Here is a 20,357-nt window from a genome sequence, read left to right on the forward strand (position 1 = left end):
TTCATCGATCATCGACTGTGGTTCTCCTACAGGGGACTTCCACCCCATCAGTTCATGCCCATGCTGGGCGTACACAAAAACTCGCACCACCTGGCTGTTGTCGCCAGCCAGGCGGTGTGAATGGCTGAGTCTTCAACGACCCTGTTTACGCAAATTCTGCACACTAAAAATACCCGGCGGGTTCTCCTCCGGATTGATTACGCTCTTGAACTGCAAGGTGGTGCAGTGCATGGCTTGCTCGTCGAGAAACACCGCAAAGTCATCGATCGCCACACCGGTTCCCTTATTGCGCTCGATGTGATTGTCGGAGTGGGTTTTACCGATCGGAAAGTACTTCCAGGGATCGCCTTTCTTGTCATAGGAGAGCAGCACAGACATGATGCCGGTCTGGGCATCGAGATAGATGATCCGCTTGCTCAGGGGATGATTCGAATCCTTGGGACGTCCCTCCACCACATAGGCCTTGCGCAGCTGCCAGGTCACCTTGGGGAAGCAGCCGCCCTTGCCGGTGACGTCGACGAAGCGGAATCCATCGGGGTCATTCGCCGGCTCGCTGGAGAGCGCCATCTCATTATGGTTGTAAAAGGGTAACAGCACGTTCTTGGTCTCGAGGTATTTCCATTCGTAGTCCGAGACCCGCCCGTTATAGCCCTCGAAATCCTCGATCATGGCATCGGTACCCAGGAAGGCGTCTGTGATCTGACCGGTGGCCAGACGGCGGACCCGACGCTGAAAACCCAGATAGAGCCAGGCGTCGTCACGTTTCAGATCATCCTCATAGCGATGGATCAGCAACTGGGTGTTGGCCAGATCGAACGGTTCCAGGACCTTGCTGTAGATGGAACGAAAAATCTGACCCGGGTTCGGCTCGATATCGGGTTTGGGATCGAACTGGGAGCGATGCTTCCAGTTGAGAAAGTGCCAGTCGAACTTGAGCACTCGCTCTACCTTATCATTTTTCATATTACGAAAGGTCCACCAGAAGGGTTTGATGGTCTCGCTGTCGCCGGCATTGAAGCCCCGCTGAAAATTCCATACCACCTTCAGCCCCGCATCGGGGTCATCGACATCGGGTTCCTGGGGAAACGGCCGTCCGGCCACGAAGCCCTGCAACAGCCCCCGCTCTGTCAGTTTGACGCTGGCGGAATGGGCGCGGGTCGCCGCCACATAGCCAGGGTGCAGATCGAAGGAGGTGGTGGGCGTGGTTTTTATCGTGTACCAGCCCTGCTTGATATAGCGGTAGACAAAATCATCGAGAATCGCCTTATAACCATCAACATTCTTCTGGGTGATCTCTACACCCGGTTGATAGCCTTCGGCCGTGGGCAGGCCGTTTTTGTAGGGATAAAAGGATTGTTCGATCACGGCATCGTCCATGGCGCCGTACACAGTGCCGCACAACAGCACCGACAAACCCATAAGGGCGGTATAAAGCGTTTTCATCTGCGCGCTCCTCCTGCGGACATTAGTTAGAACTGGTAACGGACGGTCAATTGGAACTCATCCTCGTTTATCGCACTGCCGATGGGACCCGAGCGAAAGCGACCCAGCGGTTCGAAGCCGCTCAGGCCGGTACTGCTCATCTGCGGCGCGGGAAACGGGAAGGGCGAATAGGGAACTGCCGAACGGTTGTCATCCGCCTCTATTGCACCGTCGCCGAACTTGAAGTTGAATCCGGCGGTAATCACCCAGTTATTGCTGGGCTTATAGGTCAGCGACGGCCCGGCGACACCGCTGCCCGCTTTGAAGTCCCAGGCGGTCAGCAGTTGAGGGGTCAGGCGATCGTTCATGTAGTTGCCCTGAATCAGCAGGGTGGCGATGTAGTTGTTTTCCCAGTCGACAAAGCCGACCTCGTTGGTCGTGGGCAGACCAATGTTGTTCGACATCGAAGTGCGGTGATCCAACAGATGTTGTCCGAACAGCTGTGCCGAGATGAGAAAGGCCCGCCTTTCATTGAGGAACGGAATGAAGGTCGGCCGGTCGATACCGACCACCCATCGGACCACGTCCGATTCCGAGAACAGCCTTGAACTCAGGGTATCCGGGAACTCCTCGCCCCGGGTGTAGGCCGCCTCGATCCGGATCGCCGATTTCATCGATTCGGAATAGATATCCAATGAACCGCCCAGCAGGGTGATCCAGGGGTATTCCACATCGAAGGCCAGGCTGTAGGGCCAGACTTGGTTTTCAACCGGTGGCGTGAAAGGGTTGTCCGATGCAATACCACCGCGCAGTGAAGGCAGCTGAGAACGGTAACGCAGGGCATTGACAGAAAACCCAACCCCCTTGTAAACACCTTCCATGCGCAGTCCCAGCTCGCCCGCATCCCAATCCGGCAGATTGACGTCCCGTATGCCGATGGTCTGGCTGGGGAAATCCACCGTCACCCCGGGGGCCGGGAAGTTACCGACGGTACAGCCGTTATCCCAGCAGTTCTTCAGGGCACGCAATGCGTTGCCGATGCCGAGGATGCGATAGGGCTGACCGCCTTGACCCAGGCTGTGTGGCCGGAATTTTTCCCACTTCCATACCACCTGGAAGTTCAGATCCTCGAATTGCTCCGTCGCTCCTTTACGATGCTCCACGGTCAAAATGCCCATCGGAATCCGGCTGTCTTCCAACTCGTCGTAGATATTGTTACGTGAATAATCGACCGGGTTGATGACATCTAACACCCGGAACAGATCGGTGCGTCCCCACACCACCTGTTGGCGTCCGAAGGTGAATGTCAGTTCCTCATTGTTCTCCATGGGCACGGTCCCGGCCACGTAGAGTTCTCGCAGAAAATCCGCACGATCGTTGAACTCGGCAAAACGCAGCTCATCCAGATCCTTGTCCCCGATGCCCTCTTCGCAGCCCCGGTCATCCGTATCGCAGGGGCGCACCGGTGTCGCCAACATGACACCGTTATCCTCATAGTCGTAGACATCCTCGGCGGCCAGCACTAGACCGTCGTTGGGATTGTCCGGCCCGGCGATCGCCGTCCCGCCGGCCAGGGGATTGGCACCGGGCAATGGGATGGCGCCATCACCGAGACCCAGGGGACCGAACGTTCCGGCATACACCGGCGAGTCGGTCACCGGAAATCCCGGGGACCCGGGCAGCGAGGCAAAGAACGGGGTGTTGGCCGGCGCGGGAAAAGAGACCGCGCCCCCCGCCTCATCCCCAAAATCCTTCTCTTTCAGGTCGTACACCGCATCGTAACTGCCGCGGAAGGTGCCGTTGACGCTAAACTCGGAAAAAATGCCCCGCGCCCCCATATCCTTGGCGAACTCCACCTGACCGGTCAAGCGCTGCTTGGTCAGACCGACATCGTCCCGAACGTAGGTGGCGTCTTCGACAAAGCCCCTCACCACCAGTGTGCCGTCCTTGGATTGCCAGGCCAATGTCTGCAGCGGCAGCGCCGTCGCCACACAAAATGCGACCCATGGTATGACAGTGCTGACACCGCCTAGGACTGTTTGCTTACTCATCTTGTCTCCCCTACGATCTTTCTTGGATTATCGATCAGGCTCGCCTCAGTCTCCCCCGGACTTTCGACTTCCCGTTTAGTTTCGTTCCCACCGCTCGCATCTTCAGCCGCCTGCATGATGAACTTCGGCTTGAATTTCAAAATCCACGCCGGCACCAGGTTCATCGCCGCCACCGCATTCAGGATCAACATCACGATCAACAACAGTGCGGCGTCCGCCTGAAAACGCAGATCCGAGATGAACACCCACATCACCACACCACCGATCAGCGTAATTGCCGTGAATCCGATCGCCACGCCGGTGGTGCTGATGGCGTGTTTGACCGCCGCCCTGAGATCGCCAAGCCGCCCATATTCAGCCCGGATCCGGTCCATGATGTAGATGGAATAGTCGATCCCCACACCAATCCCCACCGCGATGATCGGTACCGTGTTGACGTTGATGCCGATGCCGCTCACCCCCATGTAGGCATAGGTCAGGATGGTGGCGAAAGACATCGCCAGCATCATCAGCCATCCGGCATGAAATGACCAGTAGAAAAAGGTCACCGAGCCGAAGATCAAGACCAACACCAGGGGAATCACCAGCAGATTGGTTTCGTAGGCCGCCTCGTTGATCGCCGCCGTCACACCGATCAGGCCACCGGCCAGCTTGATCGTCAACCCCTCCACCTGGGCCGCCGACGAGTTCATCCACTGCTTGACCATGTGAATCGCCCGCCGAATCGTCGTCCCCTGGTGATCCTTGTAGTAGAAGACCAGATTGGCGCGCTGCTCATCGGTATCGGCAAACTCCAACAGGGCTCCGGGAATGGGGCTCGACATCATATACATGAACATCAGGCCACCGGTCACCCGGCTGTCTTCTGGTACGATCAGCCAGCGGGGATCGTCATAGTGGGTGATCCGATTGACTGCCATGATCAGGTCGGGCAATCCCTTGGCCGCCCCAAGCTCCGGATCGGTCAGCATATAGGCCTCGAAATCGGCCAGGGCCTTGACCACTTCAGGACGTTTGATGCCCCCTTTGTCTTCGGTATGGGCAATGATGTAGAGCTCTTCCGAACCGGGAAAGGCCTGATTGACCGCTTTAGAGGAGAGATTGTAATCATGCTCCGGATAGAGCAGCGGCGATCCGGGTTCAGCCTCGCCGATCTGCACCCGGGAGGCGAAATAGCCGCCGATGCCGTACAACAGCAGCGCGCCGATAAGGATGGCCGAAACGCCCTTAGGGCTGGTAACCCTACCCGCAGCCATCGGCAACATACGCCGCATCAGATTATGCGAGATCTCCGTTTTGCGGGGTGCCGGCAATATCTCCAACAATACCGGCACCATGATGAGTACCGTCACAAGCACCGACAACGCCCATAGCGACGCATAAACCGCCAGCTTGTCGTTTATCGGCACCGAGCCCAGGGAGATCAACAGCAGGCCGATGGCATCCGAGATCACACCAAGAGCGCCGGGACGAAACAGGTTTTCAAAGGCGCTGCGGGCTGCGGCCTTGCTGTCACGGTATGTCTGCAGGTCATGGTAGTAGCGTTCCACCAGTTGAATACCGTGCGACATCGCCCGGGCGGAGATCAGGAACGGTACCACCAGCATTAACGGATCCAGGTTGTAACCGAGTAACGAAAGGGTGCCCAGCCCCCAGATAGTGGTCAACACGATACCCAGGGCCGGTAGCAGGATACCGTACAACTTGCGGAAATAGAGGATCAGCAGTAACAGCATAATCAGAACGGTGTAGAGAAAGATCTGCACCACCTGGTCGGTGTAGCTGGATACCCAGCCGACCAGAACAGGATTGCCGGTGGCATAGATCGTCACACCGGGAACTGACTCTTTGTTGCGAATCGCCTGAAGTTGCTCGAAGACCTTTTCGTAATTGAGCTCCCCCTCATTGAGGGTACCCCGGATCAATGCCGACTTCAGATCGGGGGCGACTAAAAGACCGAATACCGCGCGGTTGGCAATGACGTCGCTGCGCATCTTATGCAATTCATCATCCGTGTACTCAGCCACGGAAGGATCAAAATGGGGGGCAGATTTAACCGTACCCTCCTCGTTCAGCCAGACTTTACGGGTATTGCGATGGGTCAGGCTGGTCACCAGATTGTGATTGATGCCATACAGTGAATCCACCGCCTGGGTGATGCGGTGAATGCGTTGCAGCGTCTCGTTGCTGAAGATCGTCCCCTCGGTCACCTGCACTGCCACGATGACATTGTTGGCGCCGCCGAAGGTATCGCGGATCTCGTTATGCAGTTGGATATAGGGATGCTGCTGGGGCAACAGGTCGGCAAAATCGGAGGCCATGCGCACACCGGGGATCTGAAAGGCGAAAAACAGGGTCACCGCCAGAATCAGCGCCAGCGTCACTCTCGGTGACGAAAAGATAACACCGTCGATCCGATGCAGCCTTGCGGTGAATCTGTTCATGATTCGAAATCCCCGCCGCCCGCTTCAGCCGGACTATGCTGAAACAATATGCAAGGCGCCATAGCCTCCCCCAATCAGCAGCTTACCCTCCGCTAAAGGCGTCACCGCCCGGAGATAGAATCGTATCGGTTTGCCGTGATCGATTGGTTGCCAACCACTCCCGGGTTCGAGCTGCTTTCTCAACAGCGTGCCGTTGCCGCCGACGACATACAAGACGCCGTCGTTCAGGGCGATGCCATACAGCGGCACCTCCGTGCCGGTCGCCTGCCGCTGCCAACTCCCACCGCCATCACGGGTATGCAGAATCGTACCGGAAAGACCGACCACCCACCCCTCTTGCGGTGAAATGAATAGCGCATCCTGGGAGTAAAAATCATCCGCCAGTGGTGTCAGGGGCTGCCAGCTCTCCCCGCCATCCTGACTGTGCGCCAAGGCACCGAATTCACCGGAAACAAAAGCATGCTGCCCATCCAGGATCTGGACACCGGTAAAATGCAGATCCTCGCCCAGTGAGGTGGTACGCCATGAGACGCCCCGGTCCTTGCTGCTGAGAATGGTGCTGAAACCGCCTACCACCCAGAAAGTGCCCTCGGCATCACAGGTCATGGCCTGTAACGCTTCCTGGGTATCGATAGCGACAGCTTGCCACTGCCCCGGCAGACCGTCCCCCAGCCAAAGCTTGCGCGAGACATCCAGGATCGCGAAGGTCCCATCCGGACAGCGCGCAACATCGATGAGAAAGGGTTTATCTGTCAGGACTTCGCGCAGCCAGGTCTCACCCCCATCCCGTGAGGTCAGCACCGCACCCATGGTACCCACCACCACGATGACTTCGTCACTGGCCGCGGCCGCCTGAAACATGTCGGAACGATGGGTGGCCTCTTTATGTTGCGCCGCAACCTCCTCAAGAAACAGCGGCGCTTCACAACCGAGCAAAGGGATGAAAACAATCAGCCAAAGCCAACCGCTAACCTCTGTCACCCATTGTCTATTAATGCTAGTAGAGGAATTTTTCTTGATCATTTGACTGCATTATTCGTTGTCGCAAAAAATCCTACTATGCAATAACCGCGACGATAGGGCCTGTTTACACGCATCCAATCGGCTCTGCCGGGACTATTATTCGTCCAGCAAGAGAGCACGTGCGGGGCGTTGTTCCACATGAGTGAATGATAATGCCGCTGGGCGGAAAAATAGCCCCAGGCATTTAAGCACCTGCAGAACCTTGCCTAACTCCATGGTGGGTTAACGTTTTCCAGCGCCGAGATGAAGCGGACGCCGATCCCGCAGAGGGCGGCGAATTCAGCCTGGGCGGCACTTTGCGCCCTGTGTCGGGCAGATACGTTGCACCCCAGCTTCCCGGTGGAAGGAATATTCCCGCACGGTAATGTATTGACGCAATAACCTGGCGGCGACCTTGAAAATTCCCGTTCGGAAAATATAGGCGGCCTGGGCCCTCGTGGCAAGCATTTTCCCGTTCGGCAACAATTCAGACTGTTCATACGGGATGATCAGTTCGAAGAGTCAAAAGGGAGAGCGTTTATGGATCTGAGTTGCAGACTGTCCACTGCTACATATAGGGGAGGTCCTGACTTCCATGCCTAGCGATGATGAGGCTTGAGAAAGGCCATCAGGTCCCTTCGCTACCTTATTCTGACTCTCCTGTTGCGTTCTCTCCGCAGCCAAACCAGAAACCGCTGTTTGCCGAAAAGATTCACCAGTAATGAGCACAGTACCAATAACAGGTCAAGACACAGTGATTGACGCTCGATGTAATTTCGTTCCAGAAACTGTGTAACGCGAAAACCCTGTCCGGCATACAGCTGGGCCATGCCGGTGATGCCCGGTCTCAATCTGAACCGGGGCAGATTTTCGTCATACAGATTCAGGCGACGGGCATCCTCCCGAGTCAGCGGCCGGGGACCCACCAGACTCATGGAACCTTTCAGCACATTGATGAATTGCAGGATTTCATCGAGGCCGGTCTTGCGTAGCCAACCGCCCACCCGGGTAACCTTGCCGTTGCGCATGCTGCGCAGTTTGTAGAGGGTGAAGGGTCTAAAATGCCGGCCGATACGCTGCTGGGCAAAAACAACCGGAGCGCCATCTTCGAGCAGTATCAACACCAGGATAATCAGCAGCAACGGTGCAAAGAGCGCCAATCCCATTGCCGCAAAAACCAGATCGAAGGCCCGCTTCCCGCTCACCGCTTTATCGGTGCATAATGTCTTGATTTTGTCGGATGAGTGGCGGCGCTCCGCTCTGTCATAAGCAGTGTTTCCAATAGGGGACGAGCCACACCCAGTTGTTTCAAGTTGATTGCCGCGTTCCAGAACGGCTCGAATTTCTTCCACCCGGCGCTGTAACAGAACTGCCTGACTGCATGGGACGGCCTATCGATATGCGCCAGGCTGGAGCGGAGAATCGAACTCCATTTGTAGAATGAACGGTAGGCCTCGTCATAACCGGCCTTGAGCGCCTCTGCGGTCATATTATTCGGCTGGAAAACCACCTCACGGGTGTTGTATCGGTCCCAGTTTTCCGTCAGCAGGCGCCCCTCCTTTTTCAGCTTGTCGAAAAGCCGTGTACCCGGATAGGGTGTCTGGATATGAAACGTGGCGGTGGTCATACCCATTTCCAGCGCCCAGTCCACGGTACGTTGAAAAACCTGCCCGTCATCTTCGTCCATACCGAACACGAAGCTGCCGTTGATCATGACTCCAAGGCCGGAGAGTCGACGGATCGCGGCCTTGTAGTCCCGGAGCGAATATTGACGTTTGTTCGCAGCCTTTAGATTGGTACTGTTTAATGTTTCAAAACCGACGAACAGGCTACGTAATCCCGCCTCCACCGCTTTATCGATCAGGTCGCCACGTAACACAGAATCGACGGTAGCGGCCCCCTGAAACAGACGCCCCATGCCGCGCATACCTTCGAACAGCTGACTGGCGAAGTAACGATGCCCCAACAGGTGATCGTCGAGGAAATAGAGATGGCGACCGGGCAGCGATTCGATCTCGGCCAATGCCCGGTCGACCCGCTGGGTATAGAATGAGCGTCCGCCGAGAAAGAATGCGTCCTTGTAACAGAAATCGCAATGGTGTGGACAACCCCGGCTCACCACCAGGGAGTTGGGCACCAGGTAGAGTTCCCGCTTGATCAGATCACGACGCAGATCAGGGATCCGCTCAAACGACCGTCGAAGCGTGTAGTAGAGACGACGTGGTCTGCCACGTCGAAAGTCTTCCAGGAACTGGGAGAAGACCCCGTCTCCAGGTCCTATCACGATGGTATCGGCATGTCTGCTGGCCTCGTGAGGCAAGGCGGTCACATGGAGACCGCCGAGTATTACATGACACCCCTTGCCGCGGTAGTGATCGGCCAGGGCATAGGCGCGATAGGCATTGGTGATATAGACCTGGATCACTACCAAGTCAGGCTCATCATCGAGGCTGATCTCCTCCACATGCTCATCGACCAGTTCCACCTCATCGTCGGAATTCATATGGCCAGCCAGCGTCGCCAGGCCCAGTGGTGGGAAAAGTGAATATTTGATCGGTCGCCAGAACGGACCTTTCGCCTCAATCAAGGACGGTAGAATGAACTTCGCTCTCATCACGGACTCCTCTGCAGTGAGAAGTCAGCCTACAGACCCAGAATGGCGTAAAAAGGGCGAAATCATGGCAAATGATGGCAGCCCCACCACGAGATGGTGACGAGCAACGACTAACCTGTAATCTTCATAGCCCTTGCCGCAATGGGTGTCATTTTCACATTTACTAACTAGCATACAGGGTTTCCGGCATCCACTTCTCCGACACCTCAAGACACACAACCAATTTCATCAGTGTTATGTCTCATGACAAGGAAACAACCCTTCTCTGCTAGCCACGCCTTGAACAAGGACAGGCTTGAAGCCCTGAAAGTCATCTATTTGGTTGCCGGGTTAAGCGTACTTACGCGTGTTACCCATCCGCGCCTGCCTGGGCGTTGTGCCGGTTATGGATTTGAACGCCTTGCGGAATGCAATGTGGGAATTATAGCCGCAGGCGTCGGCGATCTGTTCCACGCTCAAGTCTGTGGTCTCAAGCAGAACAACCGCCTCCTGCATGCGCCAGTTCGTCACATACTTCGCCGGGGTAATGCCGATCAGGGTATGGAACTTATCGGAAAAAGAAGACCGGCTCATACCTGCCAACCGGGCCAAAACGTCCAGACTGAGGTTCCGGGAGAAATCGGTATGGATCGCGGTCAAGGCCCTACCAATCTGAGGATCCCCGAGCGCGGCCAGAAAATGCTCCGAGAGACCCCGGGCAATACGGTCCCTCAAGACGTTGAGAAACAGCAGTCGCGCCAGGTCACGAAGCGCCGTGTTTCTTCCCGGGTAGTCATGATCCAGCTCCACAAGTGCGGCGTCGATGACAAAGCCAATCGCTGCGGTCGAGGGATTGTCGTGCACGTCCTTGATCAGGACGAGTTGCGGTAAATCGTTGAGTAACGGCGTTACCGCTCTGCTACGGAAGACATAGAAACCGCAGAGGATGCTGGCAAAATTTTCATCCTTCGTGCCACTCTCCTCGAGATTGATGATATCCGGATTCGGCGGTGTGGCTTCGCTGGTCACCACATGCGGGAGGTCACGCGGGAACAGTACAAAATCCCCGGCCTGCAGGTGTTGGGGCGGCTGGCCTTCGATGTGCAACCAACCCATACCTCTTTCGATGAGATGGAACGGCACCAGCCCGCTACCCGAGGTATCGATGGCCCAGGAACCGCAGTAGTCACTGTGCTTGAAGAGTTGCGCCTCAATCTGCATGCGATCCAGCAGTCGTGTGAGGGCGTCGTCGGGGATCTGGTTGTTCATGGCTTCAACTTGGACGATTAACTAATAATTGTGGACTAAAAAGCATAGTTTATCCGATAGACAGGGTCTAATCTTGTGCCACACCTCGGTTACAGAGCAATAGGCCGAGGATTCTTATAAGCCAAGGAGCACACAAAATGATGACGATGACACGATTATTCTTTCCTCTCCTACTAGCAAGCTCGACGCTGGTCCAGGCAGAGATGACATTTGAGATTAGCGACGACGGTACTCTGAAACAACCCCAGAATTATCGGGAATGGATCTATGTCGGCACCCCGGTCACCCCGAATGACATGAACGACGGCAAGGCACCCTTTCCCGAATTTCACGCGGTCTACATTGATCCGAAGAGCTTTGACCATTGGAAGAAGACCGGTGCATTCCGTGACGGCACCATCCTGGTTAAGGAGCTGGTGAGTGTTGGATCCAAGCAGGCAGTGAGCGGAAAGGGTTACTTCATGGGTGATTTCATAGGACTGGAGGCTACGATCAAGAGTGCCAAACATTTCCCGAATGAACCCGGAAACTGGGCATATTTCAGCTTTACCGATCCGCAGCATGGCATGCTGAAGTCGACCGCGAAGGCCTTCCCGACCGAGGCCTGCAATGCCTGCCATCAGGCAAGCGCCAAGACGGACTGGGTCTTCACCCAATACTATCCGGTGTTACGGGCTGCGGATGGTACAGCTGGGCGCTAAGCCAGCCCGCGGCGGTCTCCTGCCGGTGCCTTTTTGCACCGGTACAGGCCCGGACGGGTTGTCTACCCCATGACCGACTTTAACCAGTTATCCCAATTCACGAGGCGTCACTATGTTCAACTCAAACAAAATCCCTCTTGCATGCATGCTTGGACTCGCCCTGGCTGTACCCGTTGGCGCATCCAGCGCGGAGACCTTTTCACCCTATGTCGACACTGAAGGTAAAATAAGCCTGCCCCAGGATTTTCGCCTGCGCATGGTTCATCTCGGTTCCTGGTTCGTACCGGAGGGTGACGCCAGCGGTTTCCACGACGTCTATACGGAGGCGGCGTCCGCAACCGCTTACCGTGCGAGCGGTAAATTTCCGGACGGCGCCACACTGGTGAAGGAGCTGCGAGCATCCGATAGCGCTGATTACACCACCGGGAAAGGGGTCCACTCAGCCAGCACTCGGATCAAACAATGGTTCGTAATGGTAAAGGACGCCAAGGGACGCTTTACCGGCAATCCGACCTGGGGTGACGGCTGGGGCTGGGCTCTATTCAAGACGAATGCCCCCGAGGTCAACGCATCAAAGGACTATCAGGCCGACTGCCTGAGCTGCCACCTCCCCGCCAAGGAAACTGACCTGGTCTATATTCATGCCTATCCTACCTTGAGCGGTGCGCGATGAACCCCGGGTCAATGGAGATATTGATGGACGACTGATGTTCAGCGCTGAAATCGGAGCCGATGGCGTGGCGCACTACCGATTAACCGGCCGGTACATCAATCTTCACCAACACCCCTGGCATTCCATCGAAGGAGATCAAGCAGATGTTGACCTGGCGAGAAGTCATCCAATTCGCAAACCAAGGCAACCCGGCACCCGACCGCAAGGTGGAGAAAACCGATGCGGAATGGCGTAAACAGCTGACGCCGGAGGCGTTCCGTATTACCCGGCAGAAGGGGACGGAAAGAGCCTTCAGCTCGCAGATGTGCGGCCTGTTCGAACCGGGCCGATACGCCTGCGTGTGCTACGACACCCTGCTATTCGATGCGCAACAGAAGTTCGACTCAGGCAGCGGTTGGCCCTCTTTCACCCAGCCCGTGCAAGAAAATGCCATCGCCTATCACGGTGACGACTCCCACGGTATGCAGCGGGTGGAGACCACCTGCAACACCTGCGACGCGCACTTGGGGCATGTCTTTCCGGACGGCCCCACTCCAAGTGGCCTGCGTTACTGCATGAACGCGGTGGCACTGAAAAAAATCCCCGATTGAGAAAGGGGGGTTCAAACCGGCACGCTTCTGGCGCGGCGGGCAGCAATGCAATAGAGATCCAGGCAGAGCGGCCGGTGTCTCGTCAACCAACAACAATCCGAGCAGGAGCAGAGAGTCCGATGAACAAGATAGAGATCTATTCCAAATCCTGGTGTCCCTACTGCAACAAAGCCAAGGCCCTACTGAAGTCGAAGGATCTGGACTACAAGGAGATCGACACCACACACGACGAAGCGCTGGAACGGCAGATGGTCGAACGCTCGCAACGCCAGACAGTGCCGCAGATATTCATCAACGACGAGTCCATCGGTGGCTATGACGATCTGGCACAAATCAACGCCACTGGCGAACTGGATCGCAAGCTTGGCATCGCCGAAACGACCGAGTTGCAACAGGTCTTCGATGTGGTCATCGTCGGCGCCGGGCCGGCGGGGCTTTCCGCGGCACTGTACGCCGCGCGCAAGAACCTGTCCGTGGCTGTTGTCAGTCTCGATATCGGCGGCCAGCTCGGCACAACAGCCGAGGTGGAGAACTACCCGGGCATGGCCTCGGTAACCGGGCCTGCATTGGTGTCACAGTTCGAGGAGCATGCGGACAGTTACGGCATCACCAAGCTGATCGGCGAGCGGGTCACCGGGCTGTCGGTGAAGGATCGCTGCCGTATCGTCTCAACCGCCTCGGGCAAGGAAATCCACGGCCGCACCGCTATCCTCGCCAGCGGCGCCGACAAGCGTAAGCTCGATATTCCCGGAGAGAAGGCCCTGGCGGGCAAAGGCGTGGTCTACTGCGCGACCTGTGACGGCCCTCTGTTCAAGGGCAAGCGCGTCGCCATCGTCGGCGGCGGCAACTCGGCCCTGGAAGCGGCGATCGAGATGACCGGCATGGCTTCTCAGGTAACGCTGGTCTCGCGCGGGGACTGGTCGGGCGACGACATTCTCCAGGACAAGGTCAACGCCTCCACGGTGAAGGTACTCAAGGGCTTCGATCCGAGCGAGATCCACGGTAAGGAACGGGTGACCGGCCTTACCCTGGTTAACCGAGCCGACGGCAGCGACCGCCATCTTGACCTGGACGGTGTGTTTATCGAGATCGGCCTGGCGGCGAGTTCCGACTATGCACTGGATCTTTTAGAGGCCAACCAACGTGGTGAGATCCACGTGGACCGCGATCTGGAGACCGGCATGCGCGGTGTGTTCGCCGCCGGCGACGTCAACGACGGCCGCGATAAACAGGTGGTCATTGCTGCCGCTGATGGCGCCAAGGCCGCACTGGCCGCCTTCAACTACCTGGTCCACCAAGTTTAGTGGTAATACACATTCCCCAAGATTGATTAACCATTAGTATGGGGCTGTTTTAGCCCCCAAGAATTATTTGTACGTTGTCTGGAGTACTAAGGTGTGGAATATATCCTCGGCAGACCCAGAGTTTGCCTGGCGACCAATGCCGGAACATTTATTCCAATGCTTTCAACGTAATGATTTCCCTTCTTTTAGCAGAAGTTAAAGAACATGCTTGGCATGTACTTCCTTTCGACGCATAACGGATATCACATCTGGCAGGTACGTCCATAAAATAAAATATAAGAGCACTGGGTAGAAACACTGCCTAAAGGACAAGGAATTATTGCTATGTGATCCAAAACCCGAGGGTTATATTGGGCACTGATCCCAGAGGTCAATTCTGAGTTAATTTTTCCATTTGAAACTTCTTCTTGGGCACAAGATGGGCACAACTTGGGCACAGAGGTTTTTTTGCTGAGGCAACAAAAAAGCCAACCACCGTTAAGTGATTGGCTTTCAAGTTTTTTGATTGGGGGGGCTGGATTTGAACCAACGACCCTCGTAATGTAGATACCAGCCATCTATACGATGACCATTATCAATAGCAAACGCCAATACATTCAAGACGAACTTTACACCACACTGACTAGCGTTCACCTAGACACAATCGACAATATATTGAGGATAGTGCGCTCTGCCCATGGGCAATTAATTCTTACTTGAAAGACTGACAGGAATATCCCCATTTGCCGTCTCTTCATCAACCAGGCAGCAACTCGCCCCCTCTATGGAGGGCATATCGTACATTACCTTGCGCAGCAACCCCTCCAATACGCCACGTAATCCCCGGGCGCCCGTACCCCGGTCAATCGCCTGCTTGGCAATGGAGTTTAAAGCCTCCGTCGTGAAAGCCAGTTTCACTCCTTCAAACTCGAACAGACGCTGATACTGTTTGATCAGTGCATTCCGGGGTTCGGTCAATATTTTGACCAGTGCAGATTCATCCAGGTCGTGTAGGGCCGTGATGACGGGAAAGCGACCGATAAATTCAGGAATCAAACCGAAATGGCGCAGATCATCGGGCTGCACCTCCTCGAAAAGACGCAGTTGGTCATAAGCCTGCTTCGGATCGGCGAAATCAACATGAAACCCGATACCCTTGCTTCTGCTATCCAGGCGCTTCGCCAGCAGCTTCTCCAGACCGGCGAACGCACCACCGACGATAAACAGGATATTACGGGTATCGATCTGCTGTTCATCACCCTGCTCCTTACGGCCTTTCGCACTCAGCTTAATCTTGGAGCCTTCAACCAATTTAAGCAGGGCCTGCTGTACCCCTTCACCTGATACATCACGGGTACCATGGGAACTCTCCCCGGCACGGGCCAGTTTATCTATCTCGTCGATATAGACGATACCCCACTCGGCCAACTCCCTATTACCTTCAGCACTGTCCATCAGCCTGGTCAAGATACTCTCCACATCATCGCCAACATAACCCGCCTGGGTCAGAGTAGTGGCATCGGCGATCACGATAGGCACCCCAACCACCCGTGCCAGCGTACTGGCCAGCAGCGTCTTGCCGGTGCCCGAGGGACCGAGCAGCAGAATATTGGACTTTTCGATCTCAACATCCTGCTCACCCCCCTTCATCTTGGGATTCTCGCCCTCCATGCTGAGGCGCTTGAAGTGGTTATAGACTGCAACGGCGAGCGTCTCCTTGGCCAGGTCCTGGCCGACGATATAACGGTCGAGCTCCGCTTTCAGTTCGGCAGGCTTCAACAGGTTCTGCAACGGCTTGGCAGCAGCACGCTTGCGTCCCCAACTGCCCACGACCTGGGAGGCAAGGCGCACACACTCTTCACAAATGTGTCCCGCCTCACCCGCGATCAAGGGAAAGTCAGGACCCTGTTCCTGACCGCAAAATGAACAATGGGCTTTTGCAGTTGCCAAGCACACCCCCTATCGCTTCAGATCAAGCATTGGAAACTTTCTGCAACGATGCCAACCACGCTTTCTGACAGTTACGGCTTTGACGCTGCTCGAGGATTTCACGGATTTTCGTTTTGACCTTGCTGATAGGTACGCGCTTGGCAGGCTGGATCATTTCACACAATAGAATGTGGTAACCCATCTCGGACGCTATGACCGGACTGATCTCATTCTCCTGCATACTGAAGAGCATGGCATCGAGCTCCGGGTAGAGTTGTCCGCGCTTCACTTCACCCAGCTTACCTCCCTCCATCGCGCTGGGACACTCGGAGTATCGCTTGGCAAATTCTGGAAAACGGTTGGTACGCCCGGCCAGTTTCTCCAATATTTGCGCCATCCGCTCACGCGCCGTTTCCGCCGTATTCTCAGGAAAGTTCGGATTCACCGTAATCAGGATATGTCTCCCCTGACGCTGCTCGGGGAGTTCGAATCGCTCGTGATGCATGGCGTAGAAAAGATTGACGTCGATATCGCTCACATCCGGACTATTTGCTGCAACGATCTGCAACACACTATCGAACATCAGTTCGCGATAGAGCGCCTGGCGCAGGCTCTCCTCGTCCAGGTCGTTAGCCTCGAGATCCTGCAGAAACTCATCCCTGTTGGCGTACCGGGAAGCCACCTCTTCAACGGAGAGGTCAAGCTGTTGTTCTGAGATAATCACGCCCTTGGCTTCCGGTGAGGCAAGCACCAGCGACTCCAGCTCGAAGCTCTTACTCGCGGTCGTGTAAACCTGCTGAAACTCCTCGGGTTCCAGCTGACCCGGGTTTCTCCCGAAGCGTTCCAGGGCATTACGCAGAAGATGGTAGTTGAACTCGGGTGATGTCTTGCTCTGTTGTCCGCCTAAAATCATCACGTCTCCTCATCCACAGCGTGCAGAAACTCAAGCACTGGCTCCAACACCAGCAAGATCCGCCCATTGAACCGAGCATGGTATGCAGGACCGCCCGGGTGATCGCGCAACACCTTCTCTATCTCCCCTTCGTCCCCACTGCGTGCGATCACATCGCCCCGGATACTCAACGGGAGCTTCGGCGTTACCTTGTCTCTGAACTCGAAACGGGTCGGTATCCAGGGATCGGTCTCCAGTTGCAACTCCTGTTCACGGCAGCCGACCATGATCCCGTCGTCAATGAAATCCACCGAGTAGATCAGCTGATCCTGCAGAAAGGTGCCCACGTCACGCACATACCCCACACTGCCTCGGCGTATCAGCAGACGCCCGGTGGGCTTACCCGGATAGGTACCGTCGTTGCGCAGGTTGCGGATCACCCGCACAGCTTCACCATATTCAAACTTTGGCAGCACCGCTCTCGACCTGGGTTGTGAGATCCATCAGCGGAATTTCGACACTGACCGGCTCATACATGTGGAAAACCTTGAACACCTTTTCGGTGATCGCATCCGATTCGACGAAATCGCTGTAAGCGCTATTCAAAAACCCCGCATAGAGCTCCCTGCGCTCCGCATCATCTTCGGGCATCGGCATCACGCCTTCGATGTAATCGTGGAATCGTTTCAGAATATGCAGGCGGTTAACATGAACCACCGAGGGATCGAAATCGATTTCGAAATACTCGAGAAAGTCCTCAGCACTGCTTAGCTCCTCAAGATCCAGGTCGAACTCACTCTCACTCATCTCATCTCTCCCGTTGTCTAACTATGCATGGCCGTTTCGGGGCCTGCCCCGTTACGTAGCGCATCCTGTGCCACATCGATCAGTGCCCTGGCTCCCAATCGGTCTTTGCTATCCAATTCGACCACCTTTTTAAGGCGAGCCAGCGCCGACTCGTAAAGTCCCAGGCGCAGTTCAAGAAAACCGGCTCCCTTAAGCGCCAGCATGTAGAACCGTGTCATGGTCATGGAGATCAGCACACCGCCACCGATCTCCATCTCGTTCAATTGATTCCAGTCTTCCGAGATCTCCAGCCGGCTGGCAAAAACCTTCAACACCCGGTCTGCAACGATCAATGCCTCTTCCAGGCGATGTTGGTAATAGAAGTAACGGTAGAGCGCTACCAGCACTATAGGATGCTCGGGTTCCAGGAAGTAGGCCCGCATCAGCAGCTGCTCTGCCGACCCCTTCCCATACTGCTCTGCTGCGCTATCCAGACAACGCTTCGCCTCAGCCTGCAGAGGCTCGTCGAAATAGAGGGCACCCTCTTCGAAGTCGAGCATATCCATATTTAAGTCCTCGACGCTTTCAAATCCACGGACGCAACGGGCTCACAGACCAGCTGCGCATCACAGTGATTGCATTCGTCATCAGGCACCTTTCCGCCAGGCAGGTAACCGTGCACACCGATCTCCTGCTCCAGCAGGCGAATACGCTCGAGCAGACAACCCACTGCCTCAGCGACGGGGTCTGGTATCAAGTGATGATTGAGGTCGATGCCAGCCAGGGTCTCACCGGCGACGCGGCTGGACTGCACCACCTTTCCGGGTATGCCGACAACAGTCTTGCCCTCCGGTACCGGTGAGATCACCACCGAGTTGGCACCGACCCTTGCATCTTTCCCCACGGTTATGGGGCCGAGTATCTTGGCGCCGGCACCGACAACCACCTTGTCGCCCAGGGTCGGATGACGCTTCCCCCGGTTCCAGGAAACACCACCCAGGGTGACACCGTGATAGAGCGTGACGTCATCACCCACCACGGCGGTTTCGCCGATCACCACCCCGGCGCCGTGATCGATAAAGAATCGTCTGCCGATGGTTGCCCCGGGATGAATGTCGATACCGGTCCAGATACGTCCCAGGTATGAGATCAGGCGTGGCAGGTAACGCCAACCGCTGGTCCACAAACGGTTGGCCATGCGATAGAGCAGGATGGCGTGAACGCCGGGATAGGTGGTGGTGACCTCCAGGCGGGTCCGGGCCGCCGGATCACGCTGAAAAACGCAAGACACATCCTCACCGATGAGTCTCCATAGGGAGAGCGGTTTCCCTGTCGGCGCCTTCTCATCCGCCAGGCCCGCACGACTGTTCACTGAGACATCCATTCCTTGTTCTCTCCATTCACTTCAATATAGAACCTTCGCAGGTCATGGGAATCGGGCGTGCTTTTGTGCTCAACCGCATGTTGACGCACCCGTTCCAGTACCGACTCTGCCTGTGCACGGGTCAACTGCATGCCGATTTCGGCATAGGCCTGGATAATGGCGTGACTGCCGGAGTGCTTACCTAGGACGAAGCGATGGTCGCGACCCAGCTCCCGCGGATCGACACCCTGGTAGTTGCACCTGTCCTTCATCAGCCCGTCCACATGGATACCTGCCTCGTGGGTAAAGACACCGGCACCGACCAGGCTCTTCTGCCAGCCGACGTTACGACCGGATGCCAGCTCCACCAGTTCAGAAACCATCGAGTATCTTGCCATGTCGATATCGCGGCCCTGATCGAAGAAACGGCGCAGCCCCATCACCACCTCCTCCAGGGGTGCGTTGCCCGCCCTTTCACCAAGACCATGTACGGTTGTATTCACATGAGTGGCCCCGGCACGAATCGCCGCCAGCGTATTTGCCGTGGCGAGGCCGAGATCATCATGGGCATGCATCTCGATCTCCATGTCGGTCATGGACCGGAGATCGCCGATCACGGTATGGACCTGAAACGGTTCCATGGTGCCCACGGTATCGGCAAAGCGGAAACGGCTTGCACCGGCATTTTCCGCCTGCTCCACCACTCGCCAGAGAAATTCAGCGTCAGCACGCGAGGCGTCCTCGCCGCCTACGCAAACCTCCAGCCCCAGTTCCAGCGCCTGTGCAACCCGCCGTTCGATCTGCTTCAACACCCAGTCACGATCACGTCCCAGTTTCTTCTCGATCTGCTGATCGGAAACAGGAATCGAGAGATCCACGCGATGAACACCCAGGCCACGGCACTGCGCGATGTCGGACTCATGCATGCGGCACCAGACCATGAGCCCGGCGTTCTTCACCACCCCGGATACGGCCTGGATCGAAGTACGCTCCTCCACGCCCATGGCCGGAATGCCCACCTCGAGTTCGGGAACGCCGATCTCATCCAGCGACTTGGCGATGGCCAACTTCTCTTCCAGGGAAAAGGAGACACCCGCAGACTGCTCACCGTCACGCAGCGTGGTGTCGTTGATGATGACTTTGTTTACCTGCTTTCTCATGGTTCACTCCTGTTGAAGAGTGACTGAGCAAGCACTGTGCCATCATTTTTATTATAATATTTTCAATGGGTTAAATGATTGAGAAAATGCTTTCGTTTGTCGACTGAATGATGTTTGTAGGAAACCTGACAAGGGATGAAGGATAAGATCTCTATCAGTACATCCTGTCAAAGAAAATGCCGCAGCGATTGCTACGGCA

The 20,357-nt window shown here is 56.0% G+C and carries 18 protein-coding genes; 4 read left to right on the top strand and 14 right to left on the bottom strand.

Translation table 11 applies throughout. The features are described from left to right. Positions 1-132 precede the first annotated feature (132 nt). The 7 genes from CODIS_RS09695 to CODIS_RS09725 form a co-directional block, all read right to left on the bottom strand. Positions 133-1,443: a DUF1329 domain-containing protein gene (locus tag CODIS_RS09695; RefSeq protein ID WP_069124619.1), complete on the bottom strand. Its 1,311-nt coding sequence runs from the start codon at positions 1,441-1,443 to the stop codon at positions 133-135. 26 nt (positions 1,444-1,469) lie between these two features. Then, complete coding sequence (locus CODIS_RS09700) at positions 1,470-3,473, bottom strand: DUF1302 family protein (RefSeq protein ID WP_069124620.1); 2,004 nt, start codon at positions 3,471-3,473, stop codon at positions 1,470-1,472. Continuing rightward, positions 3,470-5,917 carry an efflux RND transporter permease subunit gene (locus CODIS_RS09705; RefSeq protein ID WP_069124621.1) on the bottom strand — a complete coding sequence of 816 codons (2,448 nt, stop codon included), beginning with the start codon at positions 5,915-5,917 and terminating at the stop codon, positions 3,470-3,472. The genes CODIS_RS09700 and CODIS_RS09705 overlap by 4 nt, the downstream gene beginning before the upstream one ends. Positions 5,918-5,950: 33 nt before the next feature. After that, entirely contained in the window at positions 5,951-6,898 is a 948-nt protein-coding gene (locus CODIS_RS09710; protein ID WP_069124759.1) for a WD40/YVTN/BNR-like repeat-containing protein, read from the bottom strand. Positions 6,899-7,560: 662 nt separating this feature from the next. Further along, positions 7,561-8,124 (bottom strand): sugar transferase, encoded by a 564-nt coding sequence (locus CODIS_RS09715; protein ID WP_069124622.1) that lies wholly within the window; start codon positions 8,122-8,124, stop codon positions 7,561-7,563. Beyond that, a complete protein-coding gene (locus tag CODIS_RS09720; protein ID WP_069124623.1) occupies positions 8,121-9,533 on the bottom strand; it encodes a B12-binding domain-containing radical SAM protein in 1,413 nt (470 codons plus the stop codon). The genes CODIS_RS09715 and CODIS_RS09720 overlap by 4 nt, the downstream gene beginning before the upstream one ends. Positions 9,534-9,863: 330 nt before the next feature. Further along, on the bottom strand, positions 9,864-10,781 hold the full coding sequence (locus CODIS_RS09725) for an AraC family transcriptional regulator (protein WP_069124624.1): 918 nt from the start codon (positions 10,779-10,781) through the stop codon (positions 9,864-9,866). A 137-nt stretch (positions 10,782-10,918) separates the two neighbouring features. Here CODIS_RS09725 and CODIS_RS09730 point away from each other — a divergent pair, with 137 nt between their 5' ends. From CODIS_RS09730 to grxC, 4 genes are all read left to right on the top strand, one after another. Next, positions 10,919-11,482: a cytochrome P460 family protein gene (locus tag CODIS_RS09730; protein WP_069124625.1), complete on the top strand. Its 564-nt coding sequence runs from the start codon at positions 10,919-10,921 to the stop codon at positions 11,480-11,482. Between the two features lie 112 nt (positions 11,483-11,594). Then, positions 11,595-12,155 (top strand): cytochrome P460 family protein, encoded by a 561-nt coding sequence (locus tag CODIS_RS09735; RefSeq protein WP_069124626.1) that lies wholly within the window; start codon positions 11,595-11,597, stop codon positions 12,153-12,155. A gap of 143 nt (positions 12,156-12,298) precedes the next feature. Then, positions 12,299-12,745: a peptide-methionine (R)-S-oxide reductase MsrB gene (msrB, locus tag CODIS_RS09740; protein WP_069124627.1), complete on the top strand. Its 447-nt coding sequence runs from the start codon at positions 12,299-12,301 to the stop codon at positions 12,743-12,745. Positions 12,746-12,864: 119 nt separating this feature from the next. Beyond that, complete coding sequence (gene grxC, locus CODIS_RS09745; RefSeq protein WP_069124628.1) at positions 12,865-14,049, top strand: glutaredoxin 3; 1,185 nt, start codon at positions 12,865-12,867, stop codon at positions 14,047-14,049. 684 nt (positions 14,050-14,733) lie between these two features. Here the strand turns inward: grxC and clpX are convergent. From clpX to nifV, 7 genes are read right to left on the bottom strand one after another with little or no spacing between them, the layout of a single operon-like run. Further along, positions 14,734-15,978: an ATP-dependent Clp protease ATP-binding subunit ClpX gene (clpX, locus tag CODIS_RS09750; RefSeq protein WP_069124760.1), complete on the bottom strand. Its 1,245-nt coding sequence runs from the start codon at positions 15,976-15,978 to the stop codon at positions 14,734-14,736. 22 nt (positions 15,979-16,000) lie between these two features. Further along, positions 16,001-16,870, bottom strand: coding sequence for a nitrogen fixation protein NifM (nifM, locus tag CODIS_RS09755; protein WP_069124629.1), 870 nt, complete (start codon positions 16,868-16,870; stop codon positions 16,001-16,003). Beyond that, positions 16,870-17,325, bottom strand: coding sequence for a nitrogen fixation protein NifZ (locus tag CODIS_RS09760; protein ID WP_069124630.1), 456 nt, complete (start codon positions 17,323-17,325; stop codon positions 16,870-16,872). Before CODIS_RS09760 ends, nifM begins: the two co-directional genes overlap by 1 nt. After that, positions 17,309-17,656 carry a nitrogenase-stabilizing/protective protein NifW gene (gene nifW / locus CODIS_RS09765; protein WP_069124631.1) on the bottom strand — a complete coding sequence of 116 codons (348 nt, stop codon included), beginning with the start codon at positions 17,654-17,656 and terminating at the stop codon, positions 17,309-17,311. The genes CODIS_RS09760 and nifW overlap by 17 nt, the downstream gene beginning before the upstream one ends. Before the next feature lie 17 nt (positions 17,657-17,673). Further along, entirely contained in the window at positions 17,674-18,201 is a 528-nt protein-coding gene (locus CODIS_RS09770; protein ID WP_069124632.1) for a hypothetical protein, read from the bottom strand. Between the two features lie 2 nt (positions 18,202-18,203). After that, a complete protein-coding gene (cysE, locus tag CODIS_RS09775) occupies positions 18,204-19,019 on the bottom strand; it encodes a serine O-acetyltransferase (RefSeq protein WP_083220673.1) in 816 nt (271 codons plus the stop codon). After that, positions 19,004-20,158: a homocitrate synthase gene (nifV, locus tag CODIS_RS09780; protein WP_069124633.1), complete on the bottom strand. Its 1,155-nt coding sequence runs from the start codon at positions 20,156-20,158 to the stop codon at positions 19,004-19,006. The genes cysE and nifV overlap by 16 nt, the downstream gene beginning before the upstream one ends. Positions 20,159-20,357: the final 199 nt, after the last annotated feature.

It is taken from the genome of Candidatus Thiodiazotropha endolucinida (assembly GCF_001715975.1).
Taxonomy (GTDB): Bacteria; Pseudomonadota; Gammaproteobacteria; order Chromatiales; family Chromatiaceae; genus Thiodiazotropha; species Thiodiazotropha endolucinida.